Raw genomic sequence first — 21,528 nt, 5'->3', positions numbered from 1 at the left:
ATAAACCGACGGTGGCCGTTTCCACGGTTCAATCCCGTCGTCGTCGGGCGAAAAACGGTATGAACGGTCGCGGTCAGGCGGTCGCGGTGTCGGTCTCGGCCGCGGTCGGCGTGGCGGTGTCGGTCGCCGTCTCGTTCTCCGTCGCCGTGCCCTCGGTCGGCGAGTCGGTCGGCGTCGCGGTGCCGTTCTCCGTCGCTGTGTCCGTCGCGTTACCGGTCGGCGTCTCGGTCTCTTCCGTCGGCGTCTCGGTCTCTTCCGTCGGTGTCTCGGTCCCTTCCGTCGGCGTCGCCGTGTCGTTGTCCGCCGGGAGGACGGTCAGCGTCGCGACCTCGCCGTAGTCGCGGGTGAACACGCTGTGGATGTAGACGCCCGGTTCGATGCCGCTGCTGTCGACGCCGAAGGTGACGTTCGTGGACTCGCCCGGCGCGAGCGTCACGTTCCGCTCGGCCACCACGTCGCCGTTCAGCCGGAAGTCGACCCGCTGTGTGACGTTTCCGTCCTCCCCGGTCGGGTCGGGCGGGTAGAACACCTCGGCGCTCACCTCGACCGTCTCGCCGACAGTGACGCTGTCGGGCGCCGTGAGGTTCCGCACGTCGAGCGACGGCTCCTCGGGGGCCGCGGTCGCGGTCGGCGTCTCGGTCCCCTCCGCCGGCGTGTCGGTCGCGGTCGTCACGGGGGTATCGGGCGTCGCCGTCCCGTTGTCCGTCGGCGTGGCGGTTCCGTTGTCCGTCTCGTTGTCGGTCGGCGTCTCGGTACCGTTGTCGGTTGCGTTCCCGTTCGTCGTCGTCACGATGAGCGTGGCGACCTCCCCGAAGTCGTCCGTGTAGACGCCGTGGATGTAGACGCCCGGCGACAGCGCCCCCGTGTCGACCTCGAAGGAGACGTTCGCCGACTCGCCCGGCGCGAGCGTCACGGACTGCCGCTCGACGACGTCGCCCCCAACGCGGAACGCGACCGACTGGGTGACCGCGTCGGATTCCTCGGCCGCGGTGTCGGTGTCACCGTCGGTCGCGGTCGCGTTCGTCTCGGTTTCGGTCGCGTTCGTCTCGGTTTCGGTCGCGTTCGTCTCGGTTTCGGTCGCGTTCGTCTCGGTTTCGGTCGCGTTCGTCTCGGTTTCCGTCTCCGTGCCGTTCGCCTCGGTTTCGGTCGTATCCGTCTCCGTTGCCGTGTCCGTCCCGTTCGTCTCGGTTTCCGTCCCCGTCGGCGTCGCCGTGCCGTCGGTGGCGTTGCCGGGATACGATACGGTCGCGGTGACGGTTATCGTGTCGCCCTGGACGGCGACCATCGGCGCGTCGAGCGCGTCCACGCGGAAGGAGTCGCCGGTGTGCTGTGTGTTCTCCTGTGTCGCGGCCCCGGTCAGCGCCGCCCCGGCCATCGTGGAGGCGAGCGCGACCGCGAGCGCGACGAGCAGAACGGTTCGTCGGTTTGTCATCGTCGCGGCCGGGACGACGCCGAGACGCGTATTAAGCGCCGCAGACCGTTTCAGTACGTAGAAGCCCCGTACTACCCATTGGCGGAGGATTCGCCGAATAACGGGACGCTACTCCGCGGCGGGGCGACCCCGCGACGGCGGCGGTAACGCGGGCTTTCGCCGCCGGCTTTCGAAGGGTGCTTACCGGTCGCGGCCGCCCGTTCGGGTATGACGCTGTGCGTGACCTTCCTCGGGACGAGCGGTGCCGTGCCCACGACGGCGCGCAACACGAGCGCCGTGTTCGTCCAGCGGGAGGGTGACCGCCTGCTGTTCGACTGCGGCGAGGGAACCCAACGCCAGATGATGCGGTTCGGCACCGGCTTCACCGTCTCGCACCTGTTCGTCTCGCACACCCACGGCGACCACGTGCTCGGGATTCCGGGGCTGCTCCAGTCGTGGGACTTCAACGACCGCGAGGAGCCCGTCGCCATCCACACCCCGAACGGGACCCGCCGCGTGATAGAGAACCTCGTCACCGCGACGGGCGCGCGCCCCTCCTACCCCGTCCGCGTCAACGAGGTGTCGCCCGGCGACGTGGCGCTCGACGCCGAGGAGTACGAGGTGCGCGCGTTCCGCACGGACCACCGCGCCACCTCCGTCGGCTACGCGCTCGTCGAGGACGACCGGAAGGGCCGGTTCGACCGCGAGCGCGCCGAGGAGCTCGGCGTCCCCGTCGGCCCGGCGTTCTCGAAGCTCCACCGCGGCGAGTCGGTCGAACTCGACGACGGCACCGTCGTCGAACCGGAGCAGGTCGTCGGCGACGCGCGCCCGGGCCGGACGTTCGTCTACACGGGCGACACCCGCCCGACGACGGAGACGGTCGAGGCCGCCGCGGACGCGGACCTGCTCGTCCACGACGCGACGTTCACCGAGGACCGCCGCGAGCGTGCCGGCATGACCGGCCACTCGACGGCGATACAGGCCGCCGAGATAGCCAACCGCGCGAACGCGAAACGCCTCGCCTTCACCCACGTCTCCTCGCGGTACGCCGGCCACGAGTACGACGTGGAGAACGAGGGCCGCGAGGTGTTCGAGGGCGAGCGCGCCTTCCTCCCCGACGACGGCGACGAGATAGACGTGCCCTACCCGGACGCCTGAGCCGGCAGGAGACTTATCCCCGCGAACGACCAAGCGGCGCGCGTGAGCACCCGGACGACCGCCCTCGACGCCCTCGTCTTCGGCGTCGATATCCAGAGCGGGGACGTGCGCGGGAGCGCCCCGTCCTACGCCGTGGTCGCGTTCGACGGCGAGCACGTCGACCGCGACGTGGTCTCCCGCCGGAAGCTCCGGCGACTCATCGACCGCGAGGAGCCGGACGTGGTGGCGACCGACAACGCCTACGAACTCGCCGAGGACAAGGACGCGCTCGTCGGCTTCCTGCGCGACCTCCCCCCCGGCACGAAGCTGGTGCAGGTGACCGGCGCGGAGCGGCCCGAACCGCTCTCGCGCGTCGCCAAGCGCCACGGCGTCCCGTACGGGAAGCAGCCGATGAAGGAGGCGGAGGCCGCCGCGCGGCTGGCCGCCGCCAACGTCGGCCAGGAGGTGACGGCCTTCTCCGACACGACCCGCGTGAAGGTGTCGCGCGGCCGCTCGACCGGAAAAGGAGGGTGGAGCCAGGACCGCTACACCAGACGCATCCACGGCAACGTCCGCAAGCGCGCCCGCGAGGTCGAGGCGCAACTGCAGGAGGCCGGCCTCGACTTCGAGCAGGAGGCGACGGAGAAGTACGGCGGCTACTCGCAGGCGCTGTTCACCGTCGAGGCCCGCCCCGAGGACATCCCGGTCTCCGCGAACCGGAGCGGCGACGTGCGCGTCGAGATAACACGCGAGCGCACCGACGGTATCGAGTTCTCGCCGCTCGCGAAGCGGCGCGACCACGTCATCGTGGGCATCGACCCCGGGACGACGACGGCCGTCGCCCTGCTCGACCTCGACGGCACCCCGCTCGACGTGTACTCGACGCGGACGGACGACACCGCCGCGGTCATCGAGTGGATAATCGAGCACGGCCGGCCGCTGCTCGTCGCCGCGGACGTCGAGCCGATGCCGGAGACCGTCGAGAAGTTCCGCCGCTCGTTCGACGCGGCCGGGTGGCACCCCGACCGTGACCTCCCCGTGGACGGGAAGAAACACCGCACCCGCGACGCGGCATACGACAACGACCACGAGCGGGACGCGCTCGCGGCGGCGCTGTACGCCTTCGACGCGCACGCCGACCAGTTCGAGCGCATCGCGCGGAAGGTGCCGCCGAACTTCGACCGCGGCGAGGTGACGGCAAAGGTGCTCTCCGAGGAGGAGTCCGTCGAGACGGTCGTCGACCGGATGGTCGTCGAGGAGGACGACGACGAGGACGGCGAGCGACACCTCGCGCGCGAACTCACCGCCGAGGAGAAGGAGATAAAGCGGCTCCGCGAGCGCGTCGACCGCCTCGAATCGCACGTCTCGGACCTCAAATCGACCGTCGCGGAGAAGGACGCCGAGATAGAGGAGTACGAGGCCGAACTCTCCGCGGCCCGGCGCGAGGAGCGCCGCGAGGCCCGCGAGCGCCGCGAGGTCACCCGCCTCCGCCGGGAGAACGAGCGGCTCGAAGGCGAACTCGACGAGGAGCGCGAGCGCACCGAGCGCGTCGAGGCGAAGCTCGAACAGCTGAAGCGGCTCTGGAAGCTCGACCACTCGAACTTCGCGGACGTGGCCGGCGAGGAGTCCGACCTCGTCCCCGTCAAGCCCATCGAGCAGTTCACCACCGCGGCCGTCGAGGCCGCCGACGAGTCGTTCGGGCTGGCCGAGGGCGACGTGGTGTACCTCCGGGACGCCTCCGGCGCGGGCCGCTCGACGGCCGAACTGCTCGCGGACATCGAGCCCCGCGTCGTCCTCAAGGACGGCACGCTCTCCGAACAGGCCCGCGAGGTGCTCCACGAGCGCGACGTGCCCTACGGCCCCGCCGAGGGCGTGACCATCCAGGAGATAGACGAACTCGCCGTCGCGAAGGAGTCGGCCGTTGAGGCCGTCGTCGCCGACTGGGCGGAGCGCGCCGAGGAGCGCGCACAGGCGGAGACGGAGTCGATGGTGGACGAACTCATCAGCGAGCACCGCGCCGAGCGGCGCAAGGAAGGCCGCAGTGGTTGAGGTCGGCGTCCTCGTCCCGGTGTACCTGTTCGCGCTCGGCTGCGGCATCGCCGTGACCTACGCGGTCCACCTCGACTCGCGCGACGACGCCCCCGAGACGCGCCGCCGGCGGCTCCGCTTCGCCGTCGTCTGTGCCCTGCTCGGGCTGTTCCCCCTGCCGCTGTTCCTCCGCTAGAACGCGCCCTTCATCCCGGTCTTCTCGAGCGCCGAATCGACCAGTCCCGCGGCGACGAGGCCGAGGCCGACCACGACCACCGCCACGCCCGCCGCCGCGCGCTTGTCCGACGACGCGACTATCAGCAGTCCCACGAGCAGCGCGACCGCGCCCTGTTCGCCCCGCTCGCCCAGCCACTCGCGTACTTCCTCGGTGTCCATGGGCCCTGGCCGGACCGCGGGGCGATAAAGCTCCGTGTCTCGCGACTACGTCGGCTGTTCGACTTCCGAGCGGTTCGTCCCGCTCGGAACGCTCCGCACGTTCTCGGCACCCGGGTGAACACCTCGAAAGCCCCGACCGGCTGTGGCGCGCGCTGGCGAGGCGGTATGCCGAGCCAGCGGCGTGCGAGGGATGACTGAGGGAGCGGAGCGACCGAAGGAATCGGCTGGGGAGGCGTGTGGGCGGTGCGGTCGCGGTGCGGTTGTCCCTAGAACCGCGTAAGCAGGACGTTACTGAAGCGAGAACTGGGGAGAACGAGCACGAGCGATGCCCTACGCTATCGAGCGAACACGCAAAACGAGGAAAGCGACCCTCAGAACTCGTTACAGACCGGAATCCCGACGGTGTCGTACTCCCCCATCGACGCGATGGTGTCGGGGACTTCCTCGAGCGAGACGGTCTCGGAGACGATGGCGCCGGGGTCGAGCTTGCCGGCGTCGGTCATCCGGAAGATCTCGTCGTACTCGTGGGCGGGCATCCCGTAGGAGCCGAGGAACTCCCGCTCGTCGAAGACGATCTCGTCCACGGGCAGCGACACCTCGCCCTCCTCCTCGCTCGTGGTGAGGCCGATCTGGAGGTGCTGGCCGCGGGTGGCGAGGCTGCGGACGGAGTTGCGACAGGTCTGGGCGATGCCGAGCGCGTCGACGCTCACGTCCGCGCCGCGGTTGCGTGGGGTGAAGCCCTTCACGGCGCGGGGGACGTCGTCGACTTCGTCCACCTTCACCGTGTGGGCCGCGCCGAGTTCGCGGGCCTTGTCGAGGGCGGCCTGCTTCAGGTCGACGGCGACGACGTTCGCGCCGAGCGCGTCCGCGACGTGGATGGCGGAGAGGCCGACGCCGCCGCAGCCGTGGACGGCGACCCAGTCGCCCGGCCCGAGGTCGACGCGGTGGGTCATCCCGTGGAAGGCGGTGGCGAACCGGCAGCCGAGGCCGGCGACGGCCACGGGGTCGGCGTCGTCGGGGAGCGTGACGACGTTCGTGTCCGCGGCGGAGACGGCGTACTCCTCGGCGAACGCGCCCTTCGAGAAGTCGACGAAGCCCATCGGCACGGAGCGCTCACAGACGTTCTGTTTGCCCTGCTGGCACATCGGGCAGGAGCCGTCGGCGAGGTTGAACGGGTTCGTGACCCGGTCGCCCACCTCGACGGAGGTGACGTTCTCGCCGACCTCCTGGACGATGCCGACCGGCTCGTGCCCGAAGATGAGCCCGGGCTTCGACTCGACGCCGACCCACGACCAGTCACCCTGCCACGCGTGCCAGTCGGAGCGGCAGACGCCGCAGGCTTCCGTCTCGACGACGACCCCGTCGGGGTCGCAGTCGGGGCGGGGGACGTCGCGTACTTCCATCGGTTCGCCGGGGCCGTCGAAGACTACTGCGCGCATACGCGAGGGTGTGCGGCGCGGGCCTTAACTCCGCTCACCGCGGCACGCGTCGCGGGCGGGAGGTCGAACAGTTATACGTCCCGGCACGCAACCTCCGGCCATGAGCGACGAGACGGGAGGCGACGGGGACCTCCGGATGCCGAACGACGACGAGGTGTTCGCCGTCGTCACGGAGATGCTCGGCGCGAACCGCGTGGAGGTGCGGTGTATGGACGGGGTCGAGCGGACGGCGCGCATCCCCGGGCGGATGCAAAAGCGGGTGTGGATACGCGACGACGACGTGGTGCTCGTCGAGCCGTGGGACTGGCAGGACGAGAAGGGCGACATCACGTGGCGCTACGAGAAGAGCGCGGCCGACCGCCTCCGCGAGGAGGGCCACATCACGGAGACCGCCCCGTGACCGCGCGATGACCGAGTTCGACCTCGTCGACACCGACGGGGCGGAGATACCGGGCGACGAGTGGGACGAGATAGACGTCTCGGAGAGCGAGGCGGACGCGGTCGGCCGCAAACAGGACCGCGAGTTCCTGGAGTTCCGCAAGCGCATCAAGGACGCCGACCAGTTCAAGGTCACCGACTCGGTGTTCGACGACGCGACGCTCGCCGCGCTGTACAAGCTCGTGCAGGACGGCCACGTCGCGGCGTTCGGCGGCCCGCTCTCGACGGGGAAGGAGGCGAACGTCTATCTCGCGGCCGGCGACGACCGCGACGTCGCGGTGAAGATATACCGCATCAACGCCTCCGACTTCCGGGCGATGCGCGACTACCTCGACGGCGACCCGCGCTTCGAGGGCATCGGCTCTGACAAGCGGAAGGTCGTCGTCGCGTGGACGAAAAAGGAGTTCGCGAACCTCATGCGCGCCCGCGACGCCGGCGTGCGCGTTCCCGAGCCCATCGCCGTCCAGCGGAACGTCCTCGTGATGGAGTTCCTCGGACGCGACGGCGAGCGCGCGAAGCGCCTCTCTGAGGTGGCGGTGGAGAACCCCGAGACGGCCTACGAGGTCGTCCGCGAGTACACGCGGCGGCTGTACCGTGCGGGCCTCGTCCACGGCGACCTCTCGGAGTACAACGTCGTCGTCCACGACGGGGAGCTGTACGTCCTCGACCTCGGGCAGGCCGTCACCGTCCATCACCCGAACAGCCGGGACTTCCTCGAACGCGACTGCCGGAACGTCGCCGCGTTCTTCTCCCGGCAGGGGTACGAGGTGACCGGCGAAGCGATGTTCGAGTACGTCACCGAGCCGGAGCCAGAGCCGTAGGGGCGCGAACGTTTTGGCCTCGCGTGGCGAGACGGGGGCATGAGCACGATATCGGTCGAGCGGCGTCCCCCGGAGGAGGTGTTCGCGCTGCTCGGCAACGAACTCCGGGTGGAGGTCCTCCGGGCGCTCGCGGACGCTGGCGAGGAGCCGCTCTCCTTCTCGGCGCTGCGGGCCGCCGTCGGCGAGCGCGACTCCGGGAAGTTCAACTACCACCTCGGGAAGCTCGTCGGCACGTTCGTCCGGCACGTCGAGGCGGACGACGAGGACGACGGGGACACGGAGGGGTACGAACTCACGCTCGCCGGCCAGCAGGTCGTCGGGGCGCTGGTCGCCGGCACCTACACCGCGGACGGACACCTCGACGCCGTGGCCGTCGACGACCCGTGTCCCGCCTGCGGCGCGAGGGCCATCCACGCCGCGTTCGACGACGACGTGGCGACGCTGTCGTGTCACGAGTGCGACGAGTGGTACAACTCCTTCGGCTTCCCGCCGGGGACGCTCGACCAGTACGAGCCCGAGGAGTTGCCCGCCGCGTTCGACCGGTGGATGTACGCGCTGTTCCAGCGCATCACCGCGGGCTTCTGTTGGACCTGTGCCGGCCGGCTGACGGGCGAACTGAAGCCCGAGGGGGACCACCCGACGCTCGCGTGGTCCTGTGACCGCTGCGGGTCGGTGGCCCGCTCGTCGGCGGCGACGCCGCTGCTCTTCCACCCGGCGGGACAGGGCTTCCTCTACGACCACGGCGTCGACCCGAACACCACCCCGTCGTGGCGGCTGCTTACGATGGACAACCTCGACCAGGACGCCGACGGGACGGGCGCGGACGTGACGCTCCGGCTGGACGGCGAGGAGCTCCGCGGGCGCGTGGACGCGACGGGGAAGGTGGTCTCCGTCGAGCGGTCCGACCGCTGACAGAACTCGGCTTCTGTCCGGGGGAGGACAGAACTGTAATTCTGCGTTCATTTATTCCCGGAGAGGGGGAGGAGTGGGTATGCGACGACTCTTCGCGAACGGCGACTTCACCCGGCTGTTCGCCGGGCGGCTGGTGACGAACGCCGGCGACTCCATATACGGCGTGGCGGCGATGTGGCTCGTCTTCTCGCTCACGGGCTCGACGTTCTACACGGGGCTGGCGGGCATGCTGACGCTCGGGATGCAGCTGTTGCAGGCGTTCGTCGGCCCCCTCGTGGACCGGTGGCCCCTGCGGCGCACGCTCGTGGCGACCCAGGCCGCACAGGGCGTGCTCGTGCTCGCGATCCCGCTCGCTGACCACCTCGGCGTGCTGTCGGTGTGGGTCGTCCTGACCGTGATGCCGCTCGTGAGCCTGCTCAATCAGTTCACCTACCCGGCGAGTTCGGCGGCGCTGCCCCGCATCGTCGCGGACCCGGAGGACCTCACGGGCGCGAACTCGCTGTTCGCGATGACGTATCAGGGCGCGGAACTCGTCTTCAACGCCGCGGCCGGCGTGCTCGTCGCGCTCGTCGGCGCGACGGCGCTGTTCCTCGTGGACTCGGTGACCTTCGCCGCGGCCGTCGTGCTGTTCGCCGGCATCCGGGTGCCGCCGGCGGAGCGGGAGGCCGGCGACGAGGCGGGCTACCTCGCCGAACTGGTTGCCGGGGCGCGCTTCCTGCGTGGGTCGCCCGTCGTCTGGGTGCTCGGCGCCGCGGTCGTGGCGAACGGCCTGCTCGGGGCTGCGTGGCCCGTCCTCCCGGCGTTCGCGGCCGAGCGCGGCGACGCGACGCTGTACGGTCTCCTGCTGTCGGGGCTCGCCGGCGGGACGCTCGTCGGGTCGCTGCTCGCGACGCGCTTCCGGGACGTCCCCTTCGGCCGCCTGAGCGTCATCGGGTTCGGGCTGTCGGGCGTCGCGTGGCTGGCCGCGCTCCTCGTCCCCGGCACGGCGGCGACGGTGGCGCTGTTCGCGCTCGCGTTCGTCCCCGTCGGCGTCACGAACGTCGTGTCGATGACGCTCGTCCAGCGGCTGGTGCCCGAGGCGATGCTCGGGCGCGTGCTGGCCGTCCTCGGGAGCGGGACGACGGCGGCGATGCCCCTCGGCGCGTTCGTCGGCGGCGTCGCGGGCGAGGCGTTCGGCCCCGTCGCCGTGATGTACGCGGGCGGCGTCGGCTTCCTCTGGATCGTCGGGTACGTCCTCGCGGTGCCGGCGCTCCGGCGGATGCCGGCCGCGACGGCGGTGGAGGCCCCGGACGCGCCCGCCGACGACCCCGGCACGGGGCCCGCGCCGGCCGCGGCTACCAACGCTGATTAGTCCCCGTCCGCAAGCCCGGGTATGACCGTCAGACCCGCGACGCCCGAGGACGTGCCGGCGATACGCGAGGTGGCCGACGACGCGTGGTGGGACACCTACCCCGGCGTGCTCGACACCGACCGGATACGCGCGGGACTGGAGACGCTGTACGACCCCGAGTTCCTGCGCGAGGTGCTCGACGACCGCGACGACCTGCTCTTCCTCGTCGCGGAACGCGACGGCGAGGTCGTCGGCTTCGTCTCCGCCCGCCAGACGTTCGCCGACGAGGTGGAGCTGTTCACCCTGTTCGTCGCGCCCGACCGCCAGCGCGACGGTATCGGCACCGAACTGCTCGGCGCCGTCGAGGAGTCCGCGCGCGCGGCCGACGCCGAGCGCCTTCGAGCGGGCGTGCTCGCGGGCAACGCGGTCGGGCGCGCTTTCTTCGAGGGCCACGGCTTCGAGCGCGTCGAGACCGTGACGACCGAGGTCGGCGGCGAGAGCCACCCGGAGGACGTGCTCGAACGGTCGCTCGACGACACCGTTTAGACCGTTCATCGCCCTTCACGGGGGCTGAAGCGTCCGAACGGCGTTCCCCATTCATGTGGCTGTCGTCCCGAGCGGGAAGTGCGATGAAAGCCGAAGCACTCGCGGTGGCGCTGGCGGCCATGCTGACGGTGGTCGGCGGCGCGGCCGCCGTGACCGGAACCGGGGCGACGAACGCGATGACAGCCACGAACGCGGACGCGGGCGCGGCCGGCAGCGCGGACGTGGCCGCGACGTACGAGAACGGCACCGTGACGGTGACCGTGACGCGCGGCGGCGAGGCCGTCGAGAACGCCACGGTCGAGACGGCCGACGGCGAGTACACCACGGACGCGAACGGCATCGTCGTCGCGGAGAACGTCTCCGTCGGCGACGAACTCGAAGTCGAGGTGGACGGCGAGGGCTTCGACGGCGAGGTGGAGTACGTCGTCGATGACGGCGGCCTGACGCTCGTCGAGGAGGAGTACGAGTACGAGACGGCCGACGGGAACGCGGACGACCGCGAGGAGAACGCCGAGGACGGCGAGGAGAACGCCGACGATGAGGCCGAGGATAGTGATGATGAAGAGGACGAAGAGGAGGACGACGACGATGAAGAGGAGGAAGACGACGAGGAGGAAGCGGACGACGAAGATGACGACGCTGACGACGACGAGGAGGACGACGAGTAACGCCGCGACCGCGCGAACCAACGCTTAAATTTCTCGGACAGGTAGCACGGGTATGCAACACGTGACGATTCCGCAGGACCGCATCGGTGCCCTCATCGGTGCGGGCGGCGAGACGATGCGGGAGATAGAGGAACGCGCCGAGGTCCGGCTGAACATCGACTCCGAGACGGGGTCGGTCGAGATAGAGACGGTCGGCGACCCGGTGACGGGGCTGAAGGGGCCGGACATCGTGCAGGCAATCGGCCGCGGCTTCCACCCCGACGAGGCGCTCACGCTGCTCGACGAGGAGATGCGGATGTTCGACCTCGTGGACCTCGACGCCGCGACCCGGAACGCGAACGACCTCCAGCGGCAGAAGGGGCGGCTAATCGGCGAGAACGGCCGCACCCGCCAGCTGATGGAGGAGCTGTCGGGCGCGTCGGTCGTCATCTACGGGAAGACGGTCGGCGTCATCGGCGACCCCGAGGAGGTCGAGGTGGTGCGGTCGGCCGTGGAGATGATACTCGACGGCGCGCCCCACGGCGCGGTGTACTCCTTCCTCGAACGCCGCCACAACGAGATGCAACAGGAGGGGATGGGCTACCACCGCTACCCCGGCGGCGAGGGCGGCGAGGAACCCGAGGCCGACTTCGAGATAGAGACGAACCCCGACGACGGCGGCGTGGAGTTCGACGAGCCGGAGCCGTAGGGGTATTTCAACCCCGCTGTTTGTGAGCAGTTCGCATGCGAACGGATAGCGCTCCGTCGTGCGGTTTTCGCCGGGGGCGTTCAAAGACTTTATATAGAATCACGGACAATCATTCGGCTGACTATGGCTCAGCAGATGGGTAACCAGCCCCTCATCGTACTTTCGGAGGACAGCCAGCGCACCTCCGGGCGTGACGCCCAGTCGATGAACATCACGGCCGGCAAGGCCGTCGCCGAGTCGGTCCGGACGACGCTCGGGCCGAAAGGGATGGACAAGATGCTCGTGGACAACTCGGGCAACGTCGTCGTCACGAACGACGGCGTCACCATCCTCAAGGAGATGGACATCGAGCACCCCGCGGCCAACATGATCGTCGAGGTCGCGGAGACACAGGAGGACGAGGTCGGCGACGGCACGACCACCTCCGTCGTCATCGCCGGCGAACTCCTCGCGAAGGCCGAGGACCTCCTCGAACAGGACATCCACGCGACCATCCTCGCGCAGGGGTATCGCCAGGCCGCCTCGAAGGCCAAGGAGATCCTCGAGGACATCGCCATCGAGGTCGACGCCGACGACACCGAGGTGCTCGAACAGATCGCCGGCACCGCGATGACCGGCAAGGGCGCGGAGAACGCGAAGGGAACCCTCGCGACGCTCGTCGTCGACGCCATCCGTGCGGTCGCGGACGACGACGAGATAGACACCGACAACATCAACGTCCAGAAGGTCGTCGGCGGCTCGGTCCCCGACTCCGAACTGGTCGAGGGCGTCATCGTGGGCAAGGAGCGCGTCCACGAGAACATGCCCTACTTCGTCGAGGACGCGAACGTCGCGCTGCTCGACTCCCCCATCGAGGTGAAGGAGACGGAGATCGACGCCGAGGTCAACGTCACCGACCCGGACCAGCTCCAGCAGTTCCTCGACCAGGAGGAGAAGCAGCTCCGCGAGATGGTCGACCAGCTGAAGGCGGTCGGCGCCGACGTCGTCTTCTGCCAGAAGGGCATCGACGACATGGCCCAGCACTACCTCGCGCAGGAGGGCATCCTGGCCGTGCGCCGCGCGAAGAAGTCCGACATCAAGGCGCTCTCCCGCTCGACGGGCGCGCGCATCGTCTCGAACCTGGATGACATCACCGAGGACGACCTCGGCTTCGCCGGCTCCGTCGCGGAGAAGGAGATCGGCGGCGACACGAAGATCTTCGTCGAGGACGTCGAGGAGGCCAAGTCCGTGACGCTCGTGCTCCGCGGGGGCACCGAGCACGTCGTGGACGAGGTCGAACGCGCCATCGACGACTCGCTGGGCGTCGTGCGCACGACGCTGGAGGACGGCAAGGTCCTGCCCGGCGGCGGCGCGCCCGAGACCGAGCTGGCGCTCGGCCTGCGTGACTACGCCGACTCCGTCGGGGGCCGCGAACAGCTGGCCGTCGAGGCCTTCGCCGACGCCATCGACGTGATTCCGCGCACGCTCGCGGAGAACGCCGGCCTCGACCCCATCGACTCGCTGGTGGACCTCCGCTCGAAGCACGACGGCGGGGACACCACGGCGGGCCTCGACGCGTACACCGGCGAGGTCGTCGACATGGAGGAGGACGGCGTCGTCGAGCCGCTGCGCGTCAAGACGCAGGCGGTCGAGAGCGCGACGGAGGCCGCGGTCATGATCCTCCGCATCGACGACGTCATCGCCGCGGGCGACCTCGTCGGCGGGAAGACCGGCGACGACGGCGACGACGACGGCCCGGCCGGCGGCCCCGGCGGTATGGGCGGCGGCATGGGCGGCATGGGCGGTATGGGCGGCATGGGCGGCGCGATGTGACGTCGGCCGGCTAGCCACACCCACACCACCCGACCCCGGTATCGAGCGACGACCTACGACTCGCCTTCCTTCTCTTCGACCCGCTCCACGAGCACCCGCGTTACGCGGTTCTCCTCGACGCCGCGAACCGTGAGCCGCGCCTCGCCCACGGCGACCGACTCGCCGACCGCGGGCACGTCCCCGAACTCGCGGGACAGCAGGGCGGCCACGGAGCCACCCTCCACGCTCGGCAGGTCGAGGCCGAGCAGGTCGTTCACCGCGGACACGGGCGCGACCCCGCGGGCGCTGGCGCGGGTCGGCCCCACCCGCGAGACGGCCCGCGGCTCCCCCACGTCGAACACCTCCCCGACGAGTTCCTCCACGATGTCCTCGGCGGTGACGAGCCCCTCGACCGCGCCGAACTCGTCGAAGACGATGGCGAGTTCGAGCCGGCGCTCCTGGAGCTCCTCCAGCAGGTCGTCGGCGTCCCGCCCCTCGTAGGCGTGGACGACCGGGAGCAGGAGGTCGGAGAGCGGCGTCCCGGGCTCGGCGTCCACGAGGTCGCGGAGGTCGACGTAGCCGACGACCCGCTCGTCGTCGCGCCGCACCGGGAGGCGGTTGACGCGCTCGGCGGCACAGCGTTCGACGGCTTCCCCCGCCGTGGCGCCCTCGTCGATGGCAACGATGTCGGCCCGGGGCACCATCACCTCGCGCACCTCGACGCCGTCGAACCGGAACACCCGGTCGATGAGCGCCCGCTCGTCCGCGTCCACGACCCCGGCCTCGGCGGCGGCCCCGACGAGCGCGGCCAGTTCCTCGCGGGTGACGTACGGACGCTCGATGTCGCGCGCGCCGCCGACGAGCCGCCGGATTCCCTCGTTCGCGGCGTCGAACGCGGTGACGACGGGCGACAGCGCCGTCCCGACCAGCGATATCGGGCGAGCGACCCGGCGCGCCACCGCCTCGGCGTTGCCGACCGCGTAGCTCTTCGGGACGATCTCGCCGAACAGCAGGACGAGGACGCTCACCACGAGCGTGGCCGCGAGCGTCCCGACCCCGGCGTCGAACCGAGCGACGAACACCGCCGTCGTCAACGACGCGACGGCGATATTGACGACGTTGTTGCCGACGAGGACGGTGACGAGCAGGCGGTGCGGGTCGTCGAGCAGGCGGGCGAGCGTCGCCGCGCCGGGCGCGTCGGACTCGGCCATCGCCGTGATTCGGTGCGATTCGAGCGAGAATATCGCCGTCTCGCTGCCGGAGAAGAAGGCGCTCGCCGCGAGCAGGCCGACGACGGCGACCGCGGCGACCGGTTCGGTGACCATACCGGCCGCTCGCCGGGGGGCACCAAGGATGTACGGGAAGGGACGCTCAGTCGTCGGCGGTCAGCGGCTCCTCGACCGGCTCGCCGCTCGCCTTCTCGGCCTCCTCGGCCTCCGCCTCCTCCTTCTTGGCCTTGATCTTCTTCATGCGGAAGATCTCCTCGCGCTCCTGCTCCTCCAGCTTCTGCTCGATGTACTCCTGGGCGTCGTAGAGGTCGGGCAGGAGCTTGAACTCCAGCGCGTTGACGCGCCGCTTCGTCTTCTCGATCTCCTCCAGCATCTCCTTCATCGCCGTCTCCACCTCGGCGGCGAGGATGATGGTTTCGAGCAGCTCCTCGTAGGCGTCGGCGGCCTCGTCGATGCGCGCGCTCGTGCCGAGCACGCCGTAGCCGCGCTCGTCGAGCCCCTTCCTCACCTTCGAGGACTCGATCTGCGGCACGACGACGCCCATGATGTTGCGCGGCTCGGAGGTGATCTCCGGGTGCTCCTTCAGCGCGGAGGCCGCGCCGCGGACCGCCACGTCCCCCTCCATCGCGCGGGCCATGTTGATGGCGCGCTGCGCGCGGTTGTACTGGTCGTCGACGTTCTCGCGGACCTCCTTGGCCTGGTCGAGGATGTCCATGAACTCCATGATGAGGCCGTCGCGCTTCTGTTCGAGCGTGTCGTGGCCCCGCTCGGAGAGCTCGATGCGATCCTCGATCGCCATCAAGTTCTTCCGGGTGGGTTTGACGTCGTTGGCCATTTGCGTGTGGCTTGCTCCGCGAGGGAGTTAGTCGTTTCCTTCCCCCCGCGAGCGGGTCGCCACGGCCACCTCGCGGCCGTCCGCGACCGCGGGGTCGGTGGGTGCGGGTATCGCCCCGGCGTCGGCCGCGACGACCGCGTCGAACAGCGAGGCGAGCGACCGGACCGTGTCGGCGTCGGTCGCCGCCGGGTCGAGGTGGACGTGGACGTTGACGCCGGCGTCCCACAGCCGCCCGAGCAGCTCGTTACAGAAGCGGTAGGCGTCGGCCTCGTCGATGTACTGGAGGAGCGTCGTGAACGAGTCGAAGCAGAACACCCCGGTCCCCGCTATCGGGAACGCCTCCGAGAGGGCGATCTGCATCCCGGTGAGGTCGTCGGGCCCCGTCGTCGTCACGCGGTCGCCGCCCTCGCCGGTGCCCGACGCGTCGACCACGAGGGCCTCCGCCGGCTCACCGCCCATCGCCGACTCGGCGTGGGCGAGCCACTCCCCGCCCGAGCGGTCGTAGCTCACGGCCAGCGCCGTCGTCTCCGCGGGCGCGTCGCGAGCGAGCAGCGACGCGCAGGCCGCGTCCTTCGCGTCCGAGAGCCCGCCGGCGAGAACGAGAACGCTCCGCGCGCTGTCGAGCACGTCGACCAGTGGCGGAGCGTCCGTCATCGTCGCTATGTACGGCGCGGCGGCGTAAAGAAGGCGGGTGCCGGAGTCAGTCCGCGGCGACTTCCTCGGCGACGTCGTCGAGGTAGTACTCCTCGATGAGCTCCTCGTCGATACGGTTCAGCTCGGCCTTCGGGAACATCGACAGCAGCTCCCAGCCGAGGTCGAGCGTCTCGTCGATGGACCGGTTCCGGTCGAAGCCCTGGTCGACGAACTCCTCCTCGAACCGCTCGGCGAAGTCCAGATAGCGGTTGTCGCGCTCGGACAGCGCCTCGCGGCCGACGATGTTCACCAGGTCGCGGAGGTCCTCGCCCTCCGCGTACGCGGCGTACAGCTGGTCGGACACGTCGGCGTGGTCCTCGCGGGTGAGGCCCTCGCCGATACCGTCGTCCATCAGCCGCGACAGGCTCGGCAGCACGTTCACCGGGGGCTGGACGCCCTGGCTGTGCAGGTCGCGGTCGATGTATATCTGCCCCTCCGTGATGTAGCCGGTCAGGTCCGGAATCGGGTGGGTGTCGTCGTCGCCGGGCATCGTGAGGATGGGAATCTGCGTGACGGAGCCGTCACGGCCCTCGATGCGGCCGGCCCGCTCGTACAGCTGTGCGAGGTCGGTGTACATGTAGCCGGGGTAGCCACGGCGGCCCGGCACCTCCTCGCGGGCGGCACCGATCTCGCGGAGCGCCTCGCAGTAGTTCGTCATGTCCGTCAGGATGACGAGGACGTGGTAGTCCTTCTCGAAGGCGAGGTACTCCGCCGTGGTGAGCGCGAGCCGCGGCGTGACCGTCCGCTCGACGGCGGGGTCGTCCGCGAGGTTCATGAAGACGACCGAGCGCTCCAGCGCGCCGGTGCGCTCGAAGTCCTGCATGAACTCGTTTGCCTCCTCCTGGGTGATACCCATCGCGCCGAAGATGACGGCGAACTCCGAGTCGCCCTCGCCGCCGGCGTCCTCCTCCGGCACGGTCGCCTGTCGGGCGACCTGCAGCGCGAGGTCGTTGTGCGGCAGCCCCGACGCCGAGAAGATGGGGAGCTTCTGTCCGCGCACGAGCGTGTTCATGCCGTCGATCGAGGACACGCCCGTCTGGATGAACTCCTCCGGGTACTCGCGGGCGGTCGGGTTGATGGCCGCCCCGACGATGGGGCGCTCCTCCTCCGGCTCGATGTCCGGGCCGCCGTCGATGGGCTCGCCCGAGCCCGAGAGGACGCGGCCGAGCAGTTCCTCCGTCAGCGGCATCTGGAGCGTCTCCCCGAGGAAGCGCACGGACGACTGCTTGTCGATGCCCGAGGTCCCCTCGAACACCTGGATCGCCACGTACTTGCTCGTCGATTCGAGCACCTGTCCGCGGCGGACGTCGCCGTTCGGCGTCTCGATCTCGACGATCTCGTCGTAGCCGACGGGCTCGTCGACCTCGGCGAACACCAGCGGTCCGCTGATCTCCGTGATGGTCTTGTATTCCTTCTGCATCGTCAGTACTTCTCCTCCAGCTGTGCCGCGATGTTCGATTCGAGCTCGTCGATGAACTCGTGGTAGTCCTCGGCCGTCCCCATGCGGTTCAGGCGCGGGGCGGCGTCGATGTCCTGTATCTCCTCGACCGGAACGCCCGCTTCGAGCGCCTCGAACGCCTCGTCGTTGAACGTCTTGATGGCGCCGAGCATCCGGTAGGTCTTCTCCGGTTCACAGTACGTGTCCACGTCGTGGAACGCGTTCTGCTGGAGGTACGCCTCGCGGAGGTAGCGGGCCACTTCGAGCGTGAGCTGCTGGTCCTCCGGCAGGGCGTCCTTGCCGACGAGCTGGACGATCTCCTGGAGCTCGTTCTCCTCGTCGAGCGTGTCGACGGCCCACTGGCGCCGCTCGGGCCAGTCGTCCGCGACGTTGTCCTTGAACCACGGGTCGAGCTGGTCCTGGTACAGCGAGTAGGACTCGTTCCAGTTGATGGAGGGGAAGTGGCGACGCTCGGCGAGGTCGGCGTCGAGCGCCCAGAACGTCTTCACGATACGCAGGGTGTTCTGCGTCACCGGCTCGGAGAAGTCGCCGCCGGGCGGCGACACCGCGCCGATGACGGAGATGGAGCCCTCCGTCCCGTTGATGTTCTGGAACTTGCCGGCCCGCTCGTAGAACTCCGAGAGGCGGGCGGCGAGGTACGCCGGGTACCCCTCCTCGCCGGGCATCTCCTCCAGCCGGGAGGAGATCTCGCGCATGGCCTCGGCCCACCGGGAGGTGGAGTCGGCCATCAGCGCCACGTCGTACCCCATGTCGCGGTAGTACTCCGCGATGGTGATACCCGTGTAGACGCACGACTCGCGCGCCGCGACGGGCATGTTCGACGTGTTGGCGATGAGGCAGGTCCGGGACATCAGGGGGTTGCCCGTGATGGGGTCCTCCAGCTCCGGGAAGTCCTCGATGACCTCCGTCATCTCGTTGCCACGCTCGCCGCAGCCGACGTAGACGACGATGTCCGCGTCGGCCCATTTGGCGAGCTGGTGCTGGGTGACCGTCTTCCCGGAGCCGAACGGCCCCGGAATCGCGGCCGTCCCGCCCTTCGCGATGGGGAACAGCCCGTCGAGGATGCGCTGGCCCGAGACGAGCGGCGTCGTCGGGGTCTCCTTCTCGGCGGTCGGGCGCGGCTCGCGCACCGGCCACTCCTGACGCATGGCGATCTCCTCGCCGTTCTCGAGGGTGACGACGGCCTCGTCGACGGTGAACGCGCCCTCGCGGGCCTCCTCGACCGTGCCGCCCTCGTAGCCCGGCGGGACGAGCACCTTGTGGTCGATCTGCACCGTCTCCTCGACGACGCCGACCACGTCGCCCGAGGCGACCTCGTCGCCCGCGGAGACGGTCGGCTCGAAGCCCCACTCCTTCTCCAGGTCGATACCCGGCGCGTCGACCCCGCGGTCGAGGAACGCGCCCATCTGCTCTTCGAGCACGTCGAGCGGGCGCTGGACGCCGTCGTAGATGGAGTCCAGCATCCCCGGCCCGAGGTCCACGGAGAGCGGCTCCCCGGTGTTCTCGACGGGTTCGCCCGGCGCGACGTCCGAGGTCTCCTCGTACACCTGGATGGTGGTGATGTTGCCTTCTATCTCGATGACCTCGCCCATCAGCCCCTCGTCGCCCACGTAGACGACGTCGTTCATCTTGGCTGCGAGGTCCGTGGCGGTCACGACCGGACCGCTCACGCTCTCGATGACGCCGTCTTGCTCGGCGTCCGTCTGTGTTGCTTGGCTCATGTTATTCGTCCTCGTCGTCCATCAGGTCGATACCGATGGCGCGCTTGATCTGCTCGCGGAGGCCGCCCGCGGCGGCACCGCCGCCCAGCGTCACGAGCACCGGTTCGACGCTCGTCTCGACCTCCCGGCGGACGGTCCGCGAGAGGTGGTCGAGGTCGTCGTCGTGCATCACGACGATGCCGACGCCCTCGTCCGCGAGCATCTCCTCGACGGCGTCGTCGAGGCGCTCGGCCTTCTCGTCTTCGGCCACGTTCGCGAAGCGGCGAACGCCGGCCAGCCGGAAGCCGGTCGTGAAGTCCGGGCTCCCGACGACTCCGATCTCCTGGCTCATTGTACCACCAGCTCCGCCTCTATCTCCTCGGCGTCGAGGCCGGCCTCGCGCCCGCGGGCGATGGCCCGGATGTTGTCCACCTCGCGCTCCTTCGCGAGCACGTAGGCGAGCACCGGACACACCGACAGCGGGTAGCGGTTCGACAGCGTGTCGGAGTACTCCAACAGCGCCGCGTCGAGCGCGTGCTCGAACCCGATGAGGTCCTCGGCGTCCGCGAGTCCGTCCAGCGCCGCGTCCAGTTCGTCGCCGTACGTCGACTCGCGGACCCGGGCGACCAGTTCGTCCGGGTTCGCGGCGAGCTGGCGCAGCTCCGTCGCGGCGAACAGCCGACCGCCGTCGATGTAGAACTCGGCGGGGTCGATGTCCGCGCCCGACCGCGAGATGCGCAGCGCGTTCCGGAGGTTCCGGAAGTCGATCTCCGCGCGCAGGAACTGGATGTACAGCTCCTCGGCGTGGTTCGGCTCGTTCGGGAGGTTCCCCATCAGCTCCGCGTAGTAGGCGCGGTCCACGGCGTTCTCCAGCGGCACCAGCACGCCCATCTCCTCGTACAGCTCGTAGGCGTCGGCCGCCGCGTCGCCGAATATCGTTCCGTCGAGCTGCTCGACGACCGCCTCGATGGACGAGGCGTTGACGAGCCGCGAGAGGAACGCGTCGGAGAACTCCCCGGCGCCGATGAGGTCGTCCTCGATCTCCGCCGTGGAGGCCCCGGAGTAGAGCCCCCGGAGCGTCGTCTTCACGTTCCACGCGTCGAACTTCCGCAGGTACCGGACGACGTAGTCGTACAGCTTCCCGTCGGCCCACTCCAACAGGTCGTCGAAGTGTTTGGCGAGGTTCCGGTTCAGGGCGTACTCGATGAGGTCGACCCCGGAGAAGCGAGCGCCGAGCTCGTTCATCTCGGTCTCGTACTCCGTCTCCTCCATGAACCGCGCGATCTCGCCGGGACCCATCCGCACCAGCTTGCGGTAGTCGTCCTCGTCGAACAGCTTCGCCCGACGGGCGCGCACCCTCGCGGTGACGTACTCGTAGTTCGTGGCTCCGTCCGGTTCGACCCTCATCGTTCCTCGAAGAGCCGCTCGGAGATGTCCCGGAGGTTCTCCTCCCAGACCTCTTCGAGCACGGAGTCGAAGGTGTTGTTCACGCGAACGCGCGAGCCCTCGGCCTCGACGACGACGCCGCCGAGACAGTCGTACTCGCCGGCGTACTCGAAGCCGTCGTAGTCGCCGAGCACGTCGCCGAGCAGTTCCTCGTCGGCGGCGCGCCCGTAGACGAGCACGCTGTCGGCATCGGCGAACTCCGCGGCCGCGGCGTCGAGCAGCGACCGCGTCAGCTCCTCGCGCTCCTCGCCGTCGATGTCGGCGACGGCCGCCTCGACACGCTCGTGGACGTCCTGCAGCGCCTCACGGCGGGCTTCGAGGCGCGCCTGCTTCGCCTCCAGCTTCGCCGAGGAGAGCCGCTGTTCGCGCTCCTGTTCTATCTCCTGTGCTACTTCCCGCTCGGCGTCGGCGACGATCTCCTCGGCGTCGGCCTCCGCCTCCGAGACGATCTCCTCCGCGCGGCTCTCGCCGTCCGCACGCATCTCCTCCGCACGCGCGCGGGCATCGTCCCGGATGTCCTCTACGACCGTATCAAGGCTCATTAGTTGGAAAAGGGAGGTG

22 protein-coding genes are annotated in these 21,528 nt (G+C 69.8%); 11 read left to right on the top strand and 11 right to left on the bottom strand.

Annotated elements, in window-relative coordinates:
- Nucleotides 1-73 precede the first annotated feature (73 nt).
- Nucleotides 74-1,432, bottom strand: a complete 1,359-nt coding sequence (locus tag P2T37_RS08585; protein ID WP_276233493.1) for a hypothetical protein — start codon at nt 1,430-1,432, stop codon at nt 74-76.
- 207 nt (nt 1,433-1,639) lie between these two features.
- On the opposite strand from P2T37_RS08585, the gene rnz reads away from it, so the two are divergent.
- The 3 genes from rnz to P2T37_RS08570 are packed head-to-tail and all read left to right on the top strand — an operon-like array spanning nt 1,640 to nt 4,772.
- On the top strand, nt 1,640-2,569 hold the full coding sequence (gene rnz / locus P2T37_RS08580; RefSeq protein WP_276233492.1) for a ribonuclease Z: 930 nt from the start codon (nt 1,640-1,642) through the stop codon (nt 2,567-2,569).
- 42 nt (nt 2,570-2,611) lie between these two features.
- Nucleotides 2,612-4,597 carry a DUF460 domain-containing protein gene (locus P2T37_RS08575; RefSeq protein ID WP_276233491.1) on the top strand — a complete coding sequence of 662 codons (1,986 nt, stop codon included), beginning with the start codon at nt 2,612-2,614 and terminating at the stop codon, nt 4,595-4,597.
- On the top strand, nt 4,590-4,772 hold the full coding sequence (locus tag P2T37_RS08570) for a hypothetical protein (protein WP_276233490.1): 183 nt from the start codon (nt 4,590-4,592) through the stop codon (nt 4,770-4,772). The genes P2T37_RS08575 and P2T37_RS08570 overlap by 8 nt, the downstream gene beginning before the upstream one ends.
- Here P2T37_RS08570 and P2T37_RS08565 read toward each other — a convergent pair.
- Together P2T37_RS08565 and P2T37_RS08560 are read right to left on the bottom strand one after the other, a co-directional pair.
- Nucleotides 4,769-4,972 carry a DUF7470 family protein gene (locus P2T37_RS08565; RefSeq protein ID WP_276233489.1) on the bottom strand — a complete coding sequence of 68 codons (204 nt, stop codon included), beginning with the start codon at nt 4,970-4,972 and terminating at the stop codon, nt 4,769-4,771. The two genes, P2T37_RS08570 and P2T37_RS08565, sit on opposite strands and share 4 nt — an antisense overlap.
- 371 nt (nt 4,973-5,343) lie before the next feature.
- Nucleotides 5,344-6,411, bottom strand: coding sequence for a zinc-dependent alcohol dehydrogenase family protein (locus P2T37_RS08560; RefSeq protein WP_276233488.1), 1,068 nt, complete (start codon nt 6,409-6,411; stop codon nt 5,344-5,346).
- 100 nt (nt 6,412-6,511) lie between these two features.
- Here P2T37_RS08560 and eif1A point away from each other — a divergent pair, with 100 nt between their 5' ends.
- The 8 genes from eif1A (at nt 6,512) to thsA (ending at nt 13,626) form a co-directional block, all read left to right on the top strand.
- Nucleotides 6,512-6,811: a translation initiation factor eIF-1A gene (eif1A, locus tag P2T37_RS08555; RefSeq protein ID WP_276233487.1), complete on the top strand. Its 300-nt coding sequence runs from the start codon at nt 6,512-6,514 to the stop codon at nt 6,809-6,811.
- Between the two features lie 7 nt (nt 6,812-6,818).
- On the top strand, nt 6,819-7,670 hold the full coding sequence (gene rio1 / locus P2T37_RS08550; protein WP_276233486.1) for a serine/threonine-protein kinase Rio1: 852 nt from the start codon (nt 6,819-6,821) through the stop codon (nt 7,668-7,670).
- A 39-nt stretch (nt 7,671-7,709) separates the two neighbouring features.
- On the top strand, nt 7,710-8,582 hold the full coding sequence (locus P2T37_RS08545; protein WP_276233485.1) for a DUF7351 domain-containing protein: 873 nt from the start codon (nt 7,710-7,712) through the stop codon (nt 8,580-8,582).
- Between the two features lie 79 nt (nt 8,583-8,661).
- On the top strand, nt 8,662-9,933 hold the full coding sequence (locus P2T37_RS08540) for an MFS transporter (RefSeq protein WP_276233484.1): 1,272 nt from the start codon (nt 8,662-8,664) through the stop codon (nt 9,931-9,933).
- 21 nt (nt 9,934-9,954) lie between these two features.
- Entirely contained in the window at nt 9,955-10,458 is a 504-nt protein-coding gene (locus P2T37_RS08535) for a GNAT family N-acetyltransferase (protein WP_276233483.1), read from the top strand.
- Between the two features lie 83 nt (nt 10,459-10,541).
- Nucleotides 10,542-11,126 carry a hypothetical protein gene (locus P2T37_RS08530; protein WP_276233482.1) on the top strand — a complete coding sequence of 195 codons (585 nt, stop codon included), beginning with the start codon at nt 10,542-10,544 and terminating at the stop codon, nt 11,124-11,126.
- 52 nt (nt 11,127-11,178) lie between these two features.
- Nucleotides 11,179-11,814, top strand: a complete 636-nt coding sequence (locus tag P2T37_RS08525) for a KH domain-containing protein (RefSeq protein WP_382211231.1) — start codon at nt 11,179-11,181, stop codon at nt 11,812-11,814.
- Between the two features lie 135 nt (nt 11,815-11,949).
- Nucleotides 11,950-13,626 carry a thermosome subunit alpha gene (thsA, locus tag P2T37_RS08520; protein ID WP_276236165.1) on the top strand — a complete coding sequence of 559 codons (1,677 nt, stop codon included), beginning with the start codon at nt 11,950-11,952 and terminating at the stop codon, nt 13,624-13,626.
- Nucleotides 13,627-13,679: 53 nt separating this feature from the next.
- Here the strand turns inward: thsA and P2T37_RS08515 are convergent, their stop codons facing one another.
- The 8 genes from P2T37_RS08515 to P2T37_RS08480 are packed head-to-tail and all read right to left on the bottom strand — an operon-like array spanning nt 13,680 to nt 21,509.
- The gene (locus P2T37_RS08515) at nt 13,680-14,930 is read right to left on the bottom strand and encodes a hemolysin family protein (RefSeq protein ID WP_276233481.1); all 1,251 of its coding nucleotides are present in this window, start codon (nt 14,928-14,930) and stop codon (nt 13,680-13,682) included.
- 46 nt (nt 14,931-14,976) lie between these two features.
- A complete protein-coding gene (locus P2T37_RS08510; RefSeq protein WP_276233480.1) occupies nt 14,977-15,669 on the bottom strand; it encodes a V-type ATP synthase subunit D in 693 nt (230 codons plus the stop codon).
- A 27-nt stretch (nt 15,670-15,696) separates the two neighbouring features.
- The gene (locus P2T37_RS08505; RefSeq protein WP_276233479.1) at nt 15,697-16,323 is read right to left on the bottom strand and encodes a DUF7504 family protein; all 627 of its coding nucleotides are present in this window, start codon (nt 16,321-16,323) and stop codon (nt 15,697-15,699) included.
- Between the two features lie 46 nt (nt 16,324-16,369).
- Nucleotides 16,370-17,782, bottom strand: a complete 1,413-nt coding sequence (locus P2T37_RS08500; protein WP_276233478.1) for an ATP synthase subunit B — start codon at nt 17,780-17,782, stop codon at nt 16,370-16,372.
- A gap of 2 nt (nt 17,783-17,784) precedes the next feature.
- Nucleotides 17,785-19,542 (bottom strand): ATP synthase subunit A, encoded by a 1,758-nt coding sequence (locus P2T37_RS08495; protein WP_276233477.1) that lies wholly within the window; start codon nt 19,540-19,542, stop codon nt 17,785-17,787.
- Nucleotide 19,543: 1 nt separating this feature from the next.
- On the bottom strand, nt 19,544-19,873 hold the full coding sequence (locus P2T37_RS08490) for a V-type ATP synthase subunit F (protein ID WP_276233476.1): 330 nt from the start codon (nt 19,871-19,873) through the stop codon (nt 19,544-19,546).
- The gene (locus P2T37_RS08485; protein ID WP_276233475.1) at nt 19,870-20,928 is read right to left on the bottom strand and encodes a V-type ATP synthase subunit C; all 1,059 of its coding nucleotides are present in this window, start codon (nt 20,926-20,928) and stop codon (nt 19,870-19,872) included. The genes P2T37_RS08490 and P2T37_RS08485 overlap by 4 nt, the downstream gene beginning before the upstream one ends.
- The gene (locus tag P2T37_RS08480; protein WP_276233474.1) at nt 20,925-21,509 is read right to left on the bottom strand and encodes a V-type ATP synthase subunit E; all 585 of its coding nucleotides are present in this window, start codon (nt 21,507-21,509) and stop codon (nt 20,925-20,927) included. Before P2T37_RS08480 ends, P2T37_RS08485 begins: the two co-directional genes overlap by 4 nt.
- Nucleotides 21,510-21,528: the final 19 nt, after the last annotated feature.

Origin of the sequence: Halosegnis marinus, assembly GCF_029338355.1 — an archaeon.
GTDB lineage: Archaea > Halobacteriota > Halobacteria > Halobacteriales > Haloarculaceae > Halosegnis > Halosegnis marinus.
Note: the sequence above shows the minus strand (reverse complement) of the source record. Positions and strands in the feature narration are given on the sequence as shown.